A 15067-nucleotide genomic window follows, 5' to 3' on the forward strand; every position below is an offset into this window, starting at 1 on the left:
CACCAGACGGTCATTTTTCATTCACCGAATGGGCTACACCACCCTGCTTGCGCCACAAGACCCAGTGCTTGTGGCAAAAAAAACGCCACGACTTGCGTGGCGTTTCAAACTCAACCCGTCGGTGCGTCAGCTCAAGTGCTTGCCAATGATCCCGGCCAGCTCAAACATGGTGGCCTGGTCTTTGCCAAACACCGCTTGCAACTTGCCATCGGCTTTGATCGAGCGCTTGTCTGCCGGGTCTTGCAAGTTGTTGGCCTTGATGTAGTCCCAGATTTTCTTAACCACCTCGGTGCGTGCATAAGTCCCATCACCGATCACGGCTGCCAGGGCGCCGCTGGGCTTGAGCGTACCCACAGCGGCTTTGCGCGGCGCCTTGGGCGCAGCCGTCTTGGCCACTTTTTTGGCGGACGGTGTTTTAGCCGCCACGGCTTTCTTCACAGCGACCTTGCCAAACGGTGTCTTTTTGGCGGCCGTCTTGCGCGGTGGGTATTTCTTGCCGCCTTCGCGCTGCTCGAACTCAAAGATCACCTTGCCCTCTTCGGCACTCCAGGCCAGCATGGCCTTGAAGCTGCGGCGGGTGCGGTTGCTGACAAATTTGTCGAGCAAATCGGTCTTGCCGGCAGCCAACAACTTGACCACTTGTTCGCGCTCCACCGGCTGCTGCAAGATGAGCTTGCCGGTTTTGAAGTCACAGCTGGGCGTGGGCTGCGCATGGGTGGGTACGGCCTTGCTGCAGACATAGTTGCTGCCGTGTTCGTGCACCGGGCTGCCGCACTTGGGGCAAACGCCCAGCGGCTCGTCGGTGAACTCGACGATCTCGCCGCTCTCTTCATTTTTCTTGTCGTCGCCGAAGTCGAATTCGAGTTTCCAGTTCTTGTCTTCTTCGTTGTACTTCAACGCCATTTCGGCCACGAAAGGCCAGCCGGCTTTGGAGCGGAAGCCATCCAATGGGCCGATCTTCTTGTCACGCATGAACTGTTCGACTTCGGCTTGCTCAAAGGTGCGCCCTGCCGGTGATTTGCCAAACGAAAAGCCACAGCCATCGCTGGCGCCGTCTGCGCCTGTGCAGGTGTACCTGCGGTAGTTTTCTTTCACCACGCCGCCGCAGTTGGGGCAGGGCGCGCTCAGCGTGGCGTAGTCGCCAGGCACCGTGTCACGGTCGTACTCTTTGGCCTTCTTGACGATGTGCTCGGTCATGGCGGCGATCTCGGCCATGAAGGTGGCGCGACTCAGCTTGCCCTGCTCCATCTGCGCGAGCTTGTATTCCCACTCACCCGTCAGTTCGGGCTTGGACAGCTCTTCGACCTGCAGGCCACGCAGCAGCGTCATCAGCTGGAAAGCCTTGGCCGTCGGGATCATCTCGCGGCCTTCGCGCAGCATGTACTTTTCGTTGATCAGGCCTTCGATGATGGCGGCGCGGGTAGCAGGTGTGCCCAAGCCTTTTTCCTGCATGGCTTCACGCAGCTCATCGTCGTCCACCATCTTGCCTGCGCCTTCCATGGCACCCAGCAGCGTGGCTTCTGAATAGCGGGCGGGTGGGCGGGTTTTCAGGCCCTTGGCATCCACCGAGTCCACACCCACCTGCTCACCCGGCTGCACCGGGACCAAGTTCTGGCCTTTGTCGCCGTCTTTGGCGTCGGCCACTTCTTCGGCCGCTTCCTTGCCATAAATGGCGAGCCAGCCGGGTTTGACAAGCACCTTGCCCACGGTCTTGAAGCTGTGGCCTGCGGCCACGCTGATGCGGGTGGTCACCTGGTATTCGGCACTGGGGAAAAACACCGCCATGAAGCGGCGCACCACCAGGTCATAAAGCTTTTGCTCGGCCTCAGACAAGCCGCTGGGAGCCTGCAGGGTCGGGATGATGGCAAAGTGGTCCGACACTTTTTTGTTGTCGAATACGCGCGGCGTCTTGCGCACGTAGTTGTTGTTGAGCGCCGTGAGCGCGTGCGGGGCCAGGTGTTTCATGCCGCTGTCGGCGAGCATCTCGAAGGTTTCCTTGGCCACCGGCACGTAGTCTTCGGGCAGATGGCGTGAATCGGTCCGCGGGTATGTCAGGGCCTTGTGGCGTTCGTACAGGCTTTGCGCCAGCGCCAGCGTGGTCTTGGCCGAAAAGCCGAACTTTCCGTTGGCTTCGCGCTGCAGGCTGGTCAAATCAAACAAGCCCGGGCTGGCCTGAGTGGTGGGTGTGGCCTCTTCGGTGACCGTGGCCTTTTTGCCGCGCACGGCATCGACAATGGCTTGCGCTTCCCGGGCTGTCCATTTGCGGTCGGCTTTTTTCTCGGCGTCTTCTTCTTTCTTCCAGGCCGGATCGAACCACTTGCCGGGATAGGTGCCCGCAGTGGCGGCGAATTCGGCGTGCACTTCCCAATAGTCGCGGCTGATGAACTTGCGAATTTGCTCTTCACGCACGACCACCACAGCAAGCGTGGGCGTTTGCACCCGACCCACTGTGGTCAAAAAGAAACCGCCATCGCGGGAGTTGAATGCGGTCATGGCGCGGGTGCCATTGATCCCCACCAGCCAGTCGGCCTCGGAGCGGCTGCGGGCGGCGTCGGCCAGGCCTTGCATCTGCTGGTTGCTGCGCAGGTGGTCAAAGCCGTCACGGATCGCTTGCGGTGTCATGGACTGCAGCCACAGGCGCTGAACGGGCTTGTCCAGCGTCTTGGCGCCACCAGCGTACTGTTCGATCAGGCGGAAGATCAACTCCCCCTCGCGCCCAGCGTCACAGGCATTGATGAGCGCGTTCACGTCCTTGCGCTTGGCCTGCCGGACCACGGCACTCAGGCGGCTCTTGGTCTTGTCCACGGGCTTGAGGTCAAAGTGCGGCGGAATGACCGGCAAATTGGCAAAGCTCCATTTGCCCCGTTTGACGTCGTATTGTTCGGGCGCCTGGATCTCCACCAGGTGACCGACGGCGCTGGTCACGACGTATTTGTCGTTCTCAAAATGGTCGTCGTGTTTTTCGAACTTGCCCGAGGTCGGCGTCAAGGCTTTGACGATGTCTTGAGCCACCGAAGGCTTCTCTGCAATTACCAATGTCTTCATGTCATTACAATCCCGTTGTCTCGCGTGTGCGTGCGCGCCCGGGCGCGCTCACGCGCACGCCCACATGAATTCACCATAACAAATTTTTAAAGCCGTGGCCAAAACCTCTGTTTCCTCCCCCAGCCGTTCTTCCGCCAGCGCCACCGGCAAGCGCATCCAGGTGCGCCGTTCCGGCGTGCATGGCAAAGGGGTGTTTGCGTTGCAAGACATCGCCGAAGGTGAAACCCTCATCGAGTACGTGGGCGAGGTCATCAGCTGGGACGAGGCGCAAGACCGCCACCCGCATGACCCCAAAGACCCGAACCACACCTTTTATTTCCATGTGAACGAAGACCGGGTGATTGATGCGCTGCATGGCGGCAACTCATCACGCTGGATCAACCACAGCTGCAACCCCAACTGTGTAGCCGATGAAGACAAGGACCGCATCTTCATCAAGGCCATTCGCAACATCCGAGCTGGTGAAGAACTGAATTACGACTACGGGCTGATCATCGACGAGCCTTACACCAAGAAGCTCAAGGCCGAATATCCCTGCTGGTGCGGTAGCAAAAATTGCCGGGGCACGCTGTTGTCGCCCAAAGAGCGCAAAGAGACCCCCAAAATTCCAAGCCAGAAAAAGAGCAAGGCCAAGGCTGAGACAAAAGTCAAAGTCAAATCCAAAGACAAAGCCGCCAAGGCGGTCAAGCCTCTCAAGCTGGAAAAGCCCAAGAAATTGGCCAAGGCAGCCAAAGACAGCCTTTTGAACAAAGCCGCCAAAAAGAAAACTGCGGCCAAACCGGACAAGGCCAGCCAGCCCAAGAAGGCGCCCGCCAAAAAGCGCTGAGCCATGATCTCGCCCCTTGCCTGGCCTGCCGAAGCGATCTGGGCGCAAATCTTTCCCTTGCTGCCCGACTTCACGGTCGAGGTGCTGCCCACCATCGATTCGACCAACAGCGAGTTGATGCGACGCGCACGTGCGGGCCAGCAAGAGGCGACTTTGTTGGTGGCAGAACAGCAAACCGCGGGTCGGGGGCGAATGGGCCGCGTCTGGCAAAGCCAGCCTGGCGACTCGCTTACTTTTTCCATCAGCCTGCCCCTTGCGCCCCAAGACTGGTCTGGCCTGTCGCTGGCCGTAGGCCTGAGCCTGGCAGAAAGCCTGCACCCCGATGTCGGCCTGAAGTGGCCCAACGATTTGTGGTTTCAGGACCGCAAGCTCGGCGGCATCCTGGTTGAGGCAGCGAGCATGGGCGGTCGCAGCCAGGTGGTGGTGGGGGTCGGCCTGAACATCCGCACACGCTCTGCAGATGGACTGAACACTGCGCCAGCAGCCCTGTCGGAGTTGTTGCCTGATATGACGGCGTACACCTGCCTGGCGCGCGTAGCGGCCCCCCTGATCAAGACCCTGCTGGCCTTTGAGGCCGAGGGCTTCACACCCCTGCAGGCACGCTTTGAGTCGCGTGATGTCCTCAAGGGCCGCCGCGTAGACGTGAGCGACGGCCAGGTCGGCCTGGCGCTGGGTGTGGGCCGCCACGGGGCCTTGCGGCTGCAAACAGCGGCTGGTATTCAGGACATCGTCAGCGCTGAAGTCAGCGTGCGCCCTTTGAAATCGGAGAGCACGCTTTGAAGATGCGCTGGTTGATCGCCCCTTTACTGGTCCTCAATGTGACCGCTTTGGCTTGGCAATTTGACGCTTTTGCCCGCTGGAGCTGGGGCCCCAACACCGCTCGCGAGCCTGAACGCGTGTTGAACCAGATTCGGCCCACGGCCATCCAGGTTGAAACCCCTGCCGCAGCCGCCAAACGCTTGGCCGCTGAAACAGCCACGCCAGACACCGCCCCAAACGCCACCCCGGTCTCCGCCAGCGCACCCGTCCCTGCCGCCTCGGTGCCGGCACCTTCTGCAGCCGATGCGCCTGTGGCCAACAAGCGCGCAGCATCACCCGCCTCAAACCCTTGAGATTTTTTTGGAGAGTTGCCCAATGAGCCTGAAACTTCACTTCGCCCCTGGCGCCTGTTCTTTTGTGCCCCATGTCCTGCTAGAAATGAGCGGCGCCGAGTTTGAACCCAGCATGGTCAAGCTGCACAAAGGCGAGCAAAACAGCGACGACTACAAAGCCATCAACCCGCGAGGCCAGGTGCCCGTTCTGGTCAACAACGGCCAGCCCATCAGCCAAATTGTGGCCATCGTGTTGTACCTGGACCAACTGTTTCCCCAGGCAGGCTTTTTGCCCACCGAATCCCTGGCGCGCGCTCAGGCTATCTCCACTTTGGCCTGGATGAACAACACCGTGCACCCGACTTTCACGCACATCTTCATGCCGCAAAAGTTCTCGGACCTGCCCGATGTGCAGGCAGCGCTCAAACCCTACAACACGCAACTGTTCCGGGGCATGTTGGGTGAACTGCAAGACTTGGTTAAAGCGGCCGCCGCCAAAGGCCAGCCCTGGCTGAGCGGTGAGCGCTTCGGCCCGCTGGACGCCTATTGCCTGACGTTCACCCGCTGGGGCACGATCGCCGGCATCACCCCCGAAGAGCACCCCGAGTTGTGGGCCTTTGTGCAAAAAGTGGCAGCACAACCGGCGGTGGCCCGCGTCATCGAGCGCGAACGTTTGCAACTCAACATGGGCAAGCCTGCCTGAATACTGCACGGTCGCAAGAGGCGAACCGCCCAAAGGCTCGTGACGGGCACCATCCCCAGCCATGGCCTTAGCTGTTTGTCCCTAAGCCGGTGCGCTGAAACGCAGGGTGAAACAAGCACCCGAAGGCACGTGGCCAGGATGGGCTGCATCCACGGCGATCGAAGCGCCATGTTGTTGGGCGATTTCCTTGACGATGGGCAAGCCCAGGCCTGAGCCGTCCACGTTGGTGCCCAGTGCCCGGTAAAACGGCTGAAACACCAGGTCCTGTTCAGCCTGGGGGATGCCAAGGCCGTTGTCTTCGACCTGCATGACCAGTGCTTTGCTGTAGGGGTCGACCAGCACACGCACCGTGACCACCCCCTGTCGCTCGGGTGTACTTGGCGTGTAGTGGATGGCGTTTTCGACCAGGTTGCGCAGCATTTCTTTCAACAGCGTTGGATTGCCTTGCACTTGTGCGCCGGGGGTGCCGGGCTGCACACCCTCGTAGCCAAGGTCCAGGCCCTTGTCCATGGCACCAGGCAAACAGTCTTGCAGGACTTCGCTGGCCATCGTCACCATGTCGCAGCTTTGCTGGGGCAGGTGGGCGCCTCCGCCCTCTGCGCGGGCCAGCGACAACAACTGGTTCACGGTGTGCGTGGCCTGCACGCTCGCACGGCCAATTTGCTTCAGGGATTTCTTCAGGTCTTCCTCGCTGGAGCCTGAGCGTTGCGCCAGGTCCGCCTGCATGCGCAAGCCTGCCAAAGGTGTTTTGAGCTGGTGTGCCGCATCGGCCAAAAAGCGCTTTTGCGTGACGATGGAGTCCTTCAATCGCTCCAGCAGGTCGTTCACCGACACCACCAACGGGGCCACTTCCATGGGCACGGCCTTGTCGTCCAGAGGGCTCAAGTCGTCCGATTTGCGCGCACGGATGCGCTCTTCCAGCTCGGACAGCGGCTTGATGCCGCGCACCAGCGCCAGCCAAACCAAAAGCACCGCCAAAGGCAATAGGGCAAACTGGGGCAGCATCACGCCCTTGATGATCTCGGCCGCCAGCACAGAGCGCTTTTCTCGCGTCTCGGCAACTTGCACCAATGCCGGTTGCTTTCCCTCGGCATCCAGCTGTATCCAGGTATAGGCCACACGCACTTCAAGCCCGCGCATCTCGTCATCGCGGATGTGCACCTCGTAGCTTCTGCTTTTATCTTGGCCTGCTGGCGGCAAGGGCAAGTCCCGCTCACCACTCAAATGCTCCTGATAGCCGCCGCGCACCTGGTAATAAACAAGATCAGTTTCATCGGCGCGCAGCAGTTCGCTGGCGGGCTGAGGCAGGTTAAATTGAACCCGGTCGTCAGGCCCCAGCTTGACCTGTTGGGCCAGCGCTTGCACGTTGTAAACCAGTGCTCGGTCAAAGGGCTTGTTGGCCAGGCCTTGCGCCACCAGCCAGGTCAGCGCAAGACTGATGGGCCACAGCAACAACAGGGGCGTGAGCATCCAGTCGAGGATTTCGCCAAACAAGGATCTTTGTTCTCGTTTAAAAATGCTAACGCTCCAGCCGCGTGATTTCATGGCGGCCTGGTCCTTAACTCTTTAGCGGTGCGCTGGAAATCGGCGGGCTCTCAGCCCGGGATCTTTTCGAGGCAGTAACCCAGACCTCGAACAGTGGCGATGCGGATCGGGCCTTTTTCAATCTTCTTGCGCAGGCGGTGGATGTACACCTCGATGGCGTTGTTGCTGACCTCTTCGCCCCATTCGCAAAGACGCTCGACCAACTGGTCTTTGCTGACCAGACGGCCTGCGCGTTGCAGCAGCACTTCGAGCAAGCCCAGCTCTCGCGCCGACAGCTCCACCATCTTGCCGTCGATGGTGGCCACGCGGCCTGACTGGTCGTAAATCAGCGGGCCATGCTTGATCTGCGAGGTGGCGCCGCCCATGCCCCGGCGGGTCAAGGCCCGCACGCGGGCTTCAAGTTCTTGCAAGCTGAAGGGCTTGGCCATGTAATCGTCAGCGCCATAGTCGAGCCCCTTGACGCGCTCTTCAACGCTGTCCGCCGCCGTCAAAATCAGGACAGGCAATGTGGAGCCTCTGGCGCGCAAACGCTTGAGCACTTCCAGTCCGTGCATTTTGGGCAAGCCGAGATCCAGGATCAGCAAATCGAATTCGTTGTTGGTCATCAAGGCCGCATCGGCCTCGCTGCCGCTGGCCACATGGTCCACCGCCGCGCCAGCGCTGCGCAAAGTCCGCAGCAATCCATCGGCAAGCACCTGATCGTCTTCGGCTATCAGAATTCGCATGGCTGTCTCCTGTTGTTGTGCGGTGTGCCGCCCAGCCTGGCTGAACGCACTCACTGCTGTGATTCTAGTGTCTGCCAAACGGCATGCCGAGATGAAACTGTTGCGCTGCGGACGAACCCGCGTCAGATGGCATAGGCCTCCAGCCCTAGGGCCACCACGGTGGCCACATCCTTGCCAACCGCCTCGCGAAATTCGGCTTCGGCTTGCGCCACAGCGTCCTTGAAAGCCTGCAGCCACGCCAGTCCGACCCGTGTGAACACCACCCGCCGGGCACGTGCATCCAGTGGGTCGGGCTCTCGCTGCACCAAGCCCCAAGCGCTGCACTGGTCCACCAGGTCGCCCATGGCTTGCTTGCTCATGCCTGCAGCCTTTGCCAGGTCGGTCAGTCGCGAACCTTCCAGCGCCAAATGCCGAGTGATGTGCACATGGGCCGCGCTGATCTGATCGCGTGAGGCCAGATTGGCCAGCGCCAGAGGAACCCCCTCGTTGCCCGCCATCAAGTGCAGCACGCGCGCATCGAACCGGCGCATGGCGTGACCCAGCAGGCGCCCCAAATGGGTTTGGCGCCAGCGCTCGTCCTGCAAAGGTGTGGACGCATCGGCCAGATTTTGGGCAGTTTTCATCATGGGTTAATGATAAGGTAAACTGACTAAAAATAGTGTTTACAGTTTTATACAGCTCGTTTACAGTACTGTTCAAGCATCCAGTAAACGACGCATTTCTGCTGAATCTGATGCCCCAAACCATTGATATTCAAGGAGATTTTCATGATCGACGACAACAGCGAAAAGTCCAAAGCCCTGCAAGCCGCACTGGCTCAGATTGAAAAGCAGTTTGGCAAAGGCACCATCATGCGTCTGGGTGAGGGCGAGGTCATCGCTGACATCCAGGTCGTCTCCACCGGCTCTTTGGGCCTGGACATCGCGTTGGGCGTGGGTGGCCTGCCCCGTGGTCGCGTGATCGAAATCTACGGCCCCGAGTCTTCCGGCAAAACCACCCTGACCCTGCAAGTCATCTCCGAGATGCAGCGTCTGGGCGGCACCTGTGCCTTTGTGGACGCCGAGCACGCGCTGGACGTGCAGTACGCCCAGAACCTGGGCGTCAACCTGCAAGAGCTGCTGGTCAGCCAGCCCGACACCGGCGAACAGGCCCTTGAAATTGTCGACAGCTTGGTGCGCTCCGGCGCGGTGGACCTGGTGGTCATCGACTCGGTGGCAGCCCTCACCCCCAAGGCCGAAATCGAAGGCGACATGGGCGACAGCCTGCCCGGCCTGCAAGCGCGTTTGATGAGCCAGGCGCTGCGCAAGCTGACCGCCACCATCAAGAAGACCAACTGCACTGTCATCTTCATCAACCAGATCCGCATGAAGATCGGTGTCATGTTCGGCAGCCCCGAAACCACCACCGGCGGCAATGCGCTCAAGTTTTACGCCTCGGTCCGTTTGGACATTCGCCGCACCGGCACCATCAAGAAGGGTGACGAAGCGATTGGTAACGAAACCAAGGTCAAAGTCGTCAAGAACAAGGTCGCGCCACCCTTCAAGACCGCCGAGTTCGATATCCTGTTTGGCGAAGGCATCAGCCGCGAAGGCGAAGTCATCGACATGGGCGTCACCGCCAAGATCGTTGACAAGTCAGGTGCCTGGTACGCCTACCAGGGCGAAAAAATCGGCCAGGGCCGCGACAATGCCCGCGAATTCCTGCGCGAAAACCCCGCACTCGCCCGTGAGATCGAAAACAAGGTGCGCGAATCCCTGGGCATCCGCTTGCTGGAATCGGCCATTGCAGAAGCCAAGGCCGACTGAACTTGAGCAAACCTGCTTTTCAACCCTCGCTCAAAGGCCGCGCCCTGCGGCTTTTGAGCCAGCGTGAACACTCCCGCACCGAGCTGGAACGCAAACTCGCGCCCCACGCCCAAGAGCCCGGCGAACTGGCCAAGGCCCTGGACGATTTGCAAGCGCGGGACTTCATCAACGAGGGGCGGGTGATCGAGTCGGTGGTGCACCGGCGTGCGTCCAAACTGGGCACCAGCCGAATCAAACACGAGCTGGCGTCAAAAGGTTTGTCGGGCGAAGCTGTGACTGAGGCCCTGGCGGGCCTGCGCGAAACCGAGTACAGCCGAGCTCTGGCCATGTGGCGCAAAAAATTTGACCGACCGGCCGTCGACCCCAAGGAGCGGGCCAAACAAGTTCGGTTCTTGTTGACCCGGGGCTTCCATTCCGAAGTGGTGCGCAAGATCATTCAAGGCGCCGAAGATCTGGAAGATTGAGCCGCACTGCAGGCAATTGGCGAAGCCAAAAAACAAAGCCTTCTGAGGGCTCCCCCCAATGAACCTCCCTGGTGACCAGGGAAACCACCTTGCTTTGTCCTGCGCCCGAAGGCGCTGATCAAGCTGGGGAGAGCCGCCAGAAGGCTCTGTCGTTGGTTGAAGTATCCGGCGCAATTACGGGGGTGACCGTTCGCTGGGCCACACACGCCGAATTACAAACCCAGCATCAGCTGGATGTTCTGCACCGCCGCACCACTGGCGCCCTTGCCCAGGTTGTCCAGGCGGGCAATGACCACAGCCTGACGGGCGGCTTCGTTGGCAAACACCCGGATTTCGAGCTTGTTGGTGTCGTTCAGTGCTGTGGCGTCCAGTTTGGCATCTGCCGTGGCAGGCATCACACTGACCCAGCCGCCAGCCGCCTGGCTGGCAGCATAGTGCGCCTGCAATGCATCGTGCAGATCGGCGCCGGAAGGTTTGCCGGGCAAGGTGTCCAGGTGCAAGGGCAACTGCACCAGCATGCCCTGACGGAAGTTGCCTACCGCCGGAACAAACAAAGGGCGGCAGGTTAGACCGGCATACCGCATGATTTCGGGGATGTGTTTGTGATTAAGGCCCAGGGCATAGGCTTCAAACAGCGGCGCCTTGCCCGCTTCGTAGTCTTCGATCATGGCGCGACCCCCACCCGAGTAGCCACTGACTGAGGGCAAACAAACAGGAAAATCTCGCGGCAACAACCCCGCATCAACCAAGGGCCGCAATATGGAAATGGCCCCTGTCGCGTAGCAGCCCGGATTGGCCACGCGCTGCGCCTGACGCACAGCGGCGGCCTGCTCGGTCGCCAGCTCGGGAAAGCCAAAGACCCATTCCGGGTGGCAACGGTGCGCCGTGGATGCGTCCACAATGCGCGGCTTGCGGCCTGGCAGGCTGTCGACCATGGCCACCGACGCGATGGCGGCATCGTCATGCAGGCACAGCACCACCAGATCGGCGGCAGCCATCATCTCGCGTTTGGCTTCAGGGTCTTTGCGACGGGCGGGGTCAATGCTCAGCACCTGAATTTGGGGCATCAAAGCCAGGCGCTCGCGAATCTGCAAACCGGTGGTTCCCGCTTCGCCATCGATGAATATTTTGGCCATATGGATTACCTTTGCAAGGATTTTGGTGCTCAGCGTCAAGTCAATGTAAGACGCAAGGCTCAAGATTGGTGCATTGCAGCATGATACAGTCGCCAACTGCAGTGTCCAGAGCCCGCTGGCGGGAGAATCACCTCGGCGGACCGGTCAGATCAACCACTCTCTGAGAAAAGACCTCATGAAGATTCACGAGTACCAAGGCAAGGAAATCTTGCGTCAATTCGGCGTTCCCGTCCCCCGCGGCATCGCAGCATTCACCGTTCAAGAGGCGGTTGAAGCCGCTCAAAAACTGGGTGGCCCGGTTTGGGTGGTCAAGGCTCAGATCCACGCTGGAGGCCGCGGCAAAGGTGGTGGCGTCAAAGTGGCTAAAACCATTGAAGACGTCAAGCGCATCTCTAGCGAGATCCTGGGCATGCAGCTCAAGACCCACCAGACTGGCCCAGAAGGGCAAAAAGTCCGTCGCCTGTACATCGAAGACGGCGCTGACATCAACAAAGAGTATTACGTGTCTGTGGTCACTGATCGCGCCACACAAAAAATCGCCTTCATTGCCTCCAGCGAAGGCGGTATGGACATCGAGGAAGTGGCGCACGCCACCCCCGAGAAGATCATCACCGAGTTCATTGACCCGTTGACGGGTTTGGGCGACGCCCAGGCCAAAAAAATCGCAGACGCCATCGGCATGCCTGCTAACTCCACCGCTCAGGCCGTGGACATTTTCAAGAAGCTGTACCAGTGCTACATGGAAACCGACGCCTCGTTGGTGGAAATCAACCCGCTGAACCGCGACAGCAAAGGCAACGTGATGGCTTTGGATGCGAAGTTCAACTTCGATGCCAACGCCCTGTTCCGTCACCCCGAAATCGTGGCTTACCGCGATCTGGACGAAGAAGACCCGGCTGAAGTCGAAGCCTCCAAGTTCGACCTGGCCTACATCAGTCTGGACGGCAACATCGGTTGCCTGGTCAACGGCGCTGGCTTGGCCATGGCCACCATGGACACCATCAAGTTGTTCGGTGGCGAGCCGGCCAACTTCCTGGATGTGGGCGGCGGCGCAACGGCCGAAAAAGTCACTGAAGCCTTCAAGATCATGTTGTCCAACAAGAATGTCAAAGGCATTTTGGTCAACATCTTCGGCGGCATCATGAAGTGCGACACCATCGCCACCGGCGTGATCACGGCTTGCAAGGCCGTGAACCTGTCCGTGCCACTGGTGGTGCGCATGAAGGGCACCAATGACGAGCTGGGCAAGAAAATGCTGGCCGAGTCCGGTCTGCCCATCATCTCTGCCGACACCATGGCCGAAGCCGCAACAGCCATCGTCGCTGCCGTCAAATAAATGTCTTTGTGGGACAGATCTTCAGCTTTGTCCCCAACTGATTAACTTTGCGGGACCGCTCTTTGGCGCCGTCCGCATCTGATTAGGAATCCAAAATGTCGATCTACATCAACAAAGACACCAAAGTCATCACCCAGGGCATCACCGGGAAAACCGGTCAGTTCCACACTGAAAAGTGCCAGGAATACGCGAACGGCAAAAACTGCTTTGTCGCGGGCGTGAACCCCAAGAAGGCGGGCGAGTCGATCTTCAACATCCCGATCTTCGCCTCGGTCAAAGAAGCCGCTCTAAACACAGGCGCGACTGTGTCGGTGATCTACGTGCCCCCAGCCGGCGCTGCTGCTGCCATCTGGGAAGCCGTTGAAGCCGATCTGGACCTGGCGATCTGCATCACCGAAGGCATCCCGGTGCGCGACATGCTCGAAGTGCGCAACAAAATGAATGCCAAGGAAGCGGCTGGCGGCAAAAAGACCTTGCTGCTGGGCCCCAACTGCCCTGGCCTGATTACCCCTGACGAAATCAAGATCGGCATCATGCCCGGTCACATTCACCGCAAAGGCCGCATTGGCGTGGTCTCCCGTTCGGGCACCCTGACTTATGAAGCCGTGGCCATGCTGACCGAAGTCGGCCTGGGCCAGTCCAGCGCCGTGGGCATCGGTGGCGACCCGATCAACGGTTTGAAGCACATCGATGTGATGCAGGCGTTCAACGACGACCCGGACACCGACGCCGTCATCATGATCGGTGAAATCGGCGGACCCGACGAAGCCGAAGCTGCGATGTGGTGCAAAGCCAATATGAAAAAACCGATCGTCGGCTTCATCGCCGGTGTGACTGCCCCTCCAGGCAAACGCATGGGCCATGCCGGTGCACTGATCTCAGGCGGTGCCGACACGGCCGACGCCAAACTGGCCATCATGGAAGCGTGCGGCTTCATCGTCACACGCAACCCATCAGAATTGGGAAAACTGCTCAAGGCCCAGCTGAAGTAAACTTTGGCCCCTAGCGGGGGCTGTGGTTTGCCACAATGCCGAAGCCGGATGTCTTGCGGGACAATCCGGCTTTCCGTTTTTTGAAATCATGCTTCACTGGCCTTGTGCCCGTGACAAAAGGAATACCGTGGAAGAATTTCTGACCCCTGCTTTCTGGTTCGCCGTAGGCCAGATCATCATGATCGACATCTTGCTGGGCGGCGACAACGCCGTGGTCATCGCGCTGGCTTGCCGACAATTGCCTCCCCACCAGCGTACCAAAGGCATCATGTGGGGCACAGCAGGCGCCATCGTCTTGCGCGTCGTTCTGATCTTTTTCGCGCTCACCCTGCTGGCCATCCCTTTCCTCAAGTTCGTGGGTGCCGTCTTGCTTATCTGGATCGGTGTCAAGCTCTTGACGCCGGATCAAGACGACGACCACAGCAACATCAAGGGCAGCGACAAACTTTGGGGTGCAGTCAAAACCGTGATCATTGCTGACCTGGTCATGAGCGTGGACAACGTGATCGCCATTGCCGGAGCCGCTCAGACCTCTGGCAATGCAGACCACCAAATGCCTTTGGTCATCTTCGGTCTGTTGGTCAGCATCCCGATCATCGTCTGGGGCAGCCAACTGGTCCTGAAATTGATGGACCGATTCCCCATGATCATCACCGCAGGCGGCATGCTGCTGGGCTGGATTGCCGGCACCATGATTCAGACCGATCCAGGCCTGGTGGCTTACTTGCCACAAGACAAAGCCTGGGGATACGGCATGGGCATTGCAGGCGCCTTGCTGGTATTGGCCTTGGGCAAACTGATCATGTCTCGCCGCCCCCTACACATCGAAGACGCCCCCTCTTAATCCTAAATTGAGCGTTTAAAAGGTGAATGTATTACCATACAACTCCATTCACCAGGGGGCATCATGAAAAAAAACCAACACGGTTTGACATTGATCGAGTTGATGATCGTGATCGCGGTCATCGGCATTCTGGGCGCGCTGGCGTTGCCGGCGTACCAGGATTACACGGTCAGGGCCAAAGCCTCTGAAATGCTGCTGGCGGCCAATGGCTGCAAAACAGCGGTCAACGAAGCCATCAGTTCATCATCGGATGCCAATGTGTCGGATGCTTTGCCCAAGGTCTGCGAAAGCCAGACCAGCAAATACGTGGCCAGCGTGGCCGTGGATGGCAATGGTGTGATCACGGTGGTGGGTAACCATGACGCCTTGAGGGGCAGCACCAATGCATCGTCCAATGCCATCGCTTTGACCCCTCTGCAAACCGGAGACACGCCCATCAATGGCAACACCGATGGCGGCAAAACCATCTCGGGTTGGCGCTGCGGTCCGGCCAGCAGCAACGGTTTGCCGGTGAAATACCTGCCCGCTTCATGCAAGGCTTCTTGAACTTTTCTT

At 59.5% G+C, this 15067-nt stretch carries 15 protein-coding genes; 10 read left to right on the forward strand and 5 right to left on the reverse strand.

Translation table 11 applies throughout. The features are described from left to right. Positions 1-126: 126 nt before the first annotated feature. A complete protein-coding gene (locus B9Z45_RS05720) occupies positions 127-3045 on the reverse strand; it encodes a DNA topoisomerase III (protein ID WP_108406273.1) in 2919 nt (972 codons plus the stop codon). A 94-nt stretch (positions 3046-3139) separates the two neighbouring features. Here B9Z45_RS05720 and B9Z45_RS05725 point away from each other — a divergent pair, with 94 nt between their 5' ends. The 4 genes from B9Z45_RS05725 to B9Z45_RS05740 are packed head-to-tail and all read left to right on the forward strand — an operon-like array spanning position 3140 to position 5665. After that, positions 3140-3871 carry an SET domain-containing protein gene (locus B9Z45_RS05725; protein ID WP_108406274.1) on the forward strand — a complete coding sequence of 244 codons (732 nt, stop codon included), beginning with the start codon at positions 3140-3142 and terminating at the stop codon, positions 3869-3871. A 3-nt stretch (positions 3872-3874) separates the two neighbouring features. Then, entirely contained in the window at positions 3875-4651 is a 777-nt protein-coding gene (locus tag B9Z45_RS05730) for a biotin--[acetyl-CoA-carboxylase] ligase (RefSeq protein WP_108406275.1), read from the forward strand. Further along, a complete protein-coding gene (locus B9Z45_RS05735; protein WP_158270383.1) occupies positions 4648-4983 on the forward strand; it encodes a hypothetical protein in 336 nt (111 codons plus the stop codon). The genes B9Z45_RS05730 and B9Z45_RS05735 overlap by 4 nt, the downstream gene beginning before the upstream one ends. A gap of 22 nt (positions 4984-5005) precedes the next feature. Beyond that, positions 5006-5665 (forward strand): glutathione S-transferase family protein, encoded by a 660-nt coding sequence (locus tag B9Z45_RS05740; protein WP_108406277.1) that lies wholly within the window; start codon positions 5006-5008, stop codon positions 5663-5665. 81 nt (positions 5666-5746) lie between these two features. Here B9Z45_RS05740 and B9Z45_RS05745 read toward each other — a convergent pair whose 3' ends face one another. The 3 genes from B9Z45_RS05745 to B9Z45_RS05755 all read right to left on the reverse strand — a co-directional run bounded on the left by B9Z45_RS05745 (position 5747) and on the right by B9Z45_RS05755 (position 8561). Beyond that, positions 5747-7210: a sensor histidine kinase gene (locus tag B9Z45_RS05745; protein ID WP_108406278.1), complete on the reverse strand. Its 1464-nt coding sequence runs from the start codon at positions 7208-7210 to the stop codon at positions 5747-5749. Between the two features lie 50 nt (positions 7211-7260). After that, a complete protein-coding gene (locus B9Z45_RS05750; protein ID WP_108406347.1) occupies positions 7261-7935 on the reverse strand; it encodes a response regulator transcription factor in 675 nt (224 codons plus the stop codon). A gap of 122 nt (positions 7936-8057) precedes the next feature. Continuing rightward, entirely contained in the window at positions 8058-8561 is a 504-nt protein-coding gene (locus B9Z45_RS05755; RefSeq protein ID WP_233252087.1) for a MarR family winged helix-turn-helix transcriptional regulator, read from the reverse strand. Positions 8562-8702: 141 nt separating this feature from the next. On the opposite strand from B9Z45_RS05755, the gene recA reads away from it, so the two are divergent. Then, positions 8703-9740: a recombinase RecA gene (recA, locus tag B9Z45_RS05760; protein WP_108406279.1), complete on the forward strand. Its 1038-nt coding sequence runs from the start codon at positions 8703-8705 to the stop codon at positions 9738-9740. A 2-nt stretch (positions 9741-9742) separates the two neighbouring features. Next, the gene (gene recX / locus B9Z45_RS05765; RefSeq protein WP_108406280.1) at positions 9743-10204 is read left to right on the forward strand and encodes a recombination regulator RecX; all 462 of its coding nucleotides are present in this window, start codon (positions 9743-9745) and stop codon (positions 10202-10204) included. A 212-nt stretch (positions 10205-10416) separates the two neighbouring features. On the opposite strand, the gene argC is transcribed toward recX, so the two are convergent. Next, positions 10417-11340 carry an N-acetyl-gamma-glutamyl-phosphate reductase gene (gene argC, locus B9Z45_RS05770; RefSeq protein WP_108406281.1) on the reverse strand — a complete coding sequence of 308 codons (924 nt, stop codon included), beginning with the start codon at positions 11338-11340 and terminating at the stop codon, positions 10417-10419. A 175-nt stretch (positions 11341-11515) separates the two neighbouring features. Here argC and sucC point away from each other — a divergent pair, with 175 nt between their 5' ends. From sucC to B9Z45_RS05790, 4 genes are all read left to right on the forward strand, one after another. Then, positions 11516-12676 carry an ADP-forming succinate--CoA ligase subunit beta gene (gene sucC / locus B9Z45_RS05775; protein ID WP_108406282.1) on the forward strand — a complete coding sequence of 387 codons (1161 nt, stop codon included), beginning with the start codon at positions 11516-11518 and terminating at the stop codon, positions 12674-12676. A gap of 95 nt (positions 12677-12771) precedes the next feature. Further along, entirely contained in the window at positions 12772-13668 is an 897-nt protein-coding gene (gene sucD / locus B9Z45_RS05780; RefSeq protein WP_108406283.1) for a succinate--CoA ligase subunit alpha, read from the forward strand. 127 nt (positions 13669-13795) lie between these two features. Further along, entirely contained in the window at positions 13796-14512 is a 717-nt protein-coding gene (locus tag B9Z45_RS05785) for a TerC family protein (protein ID WP_108406349.1), read from the forward strand. A 63-nt stretch (positions 14513-14575) separates the two neighbouring features. After that, positions 14576-15058 carry a pilin gene (locus B9Z45_RS05790; RefSeq protein WP_108406284.1) on the forward strand — a complete coding sequence of 161 codons (483 nt, stop codon included), beginning with the start codon at positions 14576-14578 and terminating at the stop codon, positions 15056-15058. The last annotated feature ends 9 nt before the right edge of the window (positions 15059-15067 follow it).

This window comes from Limnohabitans sp. 2KL-17 (assembly GCF_003063415.1).
In the GTDB taxonomy this organism is placed as follows: Bacteria; Pseudomonadota; Gammaproteobacteria; order Burkholderiales; family Burkholderiaceae_C; genus Limnohabitans_A.

Excerpts from the sequence above, each read along its gene's own strand:
- B9Z45_RS05720 (WP_108406273.1), bottom strand. The coding sequence starts at position 3,045 with ATGAAGACATTGGTAATTGCAGAGAAGCCTTCGGTGGCTCAAGACATC.
- B9Z45_RS05730 (WP_108406275.1), top strand. The coding sequence starts at position 3,875 with ATGATCTCGCCCCTTGCCTGGCCTGCCGAAGCGATCTGGGCGCAAATC.
- B9Z45_RS05740 (WP_108406277.1), top strand. The coding sequence starts at position 5,006 with ATGAGCCTGAAACTTCACTTCGCCCCTGGCGCCTGTTCTTTTGTGCCC.
- B9Z45_RS05745 (WP_108406278.1), bottom strand. The coding sequence starts at position 7,210 with ATGAAATCACGCGGCTGGAGCGTTAGCATTTTTAAACGAGAACAAAGA.
- B9Z45_RS05750 (WP_108406347.1), bottom strand. The coding sequence starts at position 7,935 with ATGCGAATTCTGATAGCCGAAGACGATCAGGTGCTTGCCGATGGATTG.
- B9Z45_RS05755 (WP_233252087.1), bottom strand. The coding sequence starts at position 8,561 with ATGATGAAAACTGCCCAAAATCTGGCCGATGCGTCCACACCTTTGCAG.
- recA (WP_108406279.1), top strand. The coding sequence starts at position 8,703 with ATGATCGACGACAACAGCGAAAAGTCCAAAGCCCTGCAAGCCGCACTG.
- argC (WP_108406281.1), bottom strand. The coding sequence starts at position 11,340 with ATGGCCAAAATATTCATCGATGGCGAAGCGGGAACCACCGGTTTGCAG.
- sucC (WP_108406282.1), top strand. The coding sequence starts at position 11,516 with ATGAAGATTCACGAGTACCAAGGCAAGGAAATCTTGCGTCAATTCGGC.
- sucD (WP_108406283.1), top strand. The coding sequence starts at position 12,772 with ATGTCGATCTACATCAACAAAGACACCAAAGTCATCACCCAGGGCATC.
- B9Z45_RS05790 (WP_108406284.1), top strand. The coding sequence starts at position 14,576 with ATGAAAAAAAACCAACACGGTTTGACATTGATCGAGTTGATGATCGTG.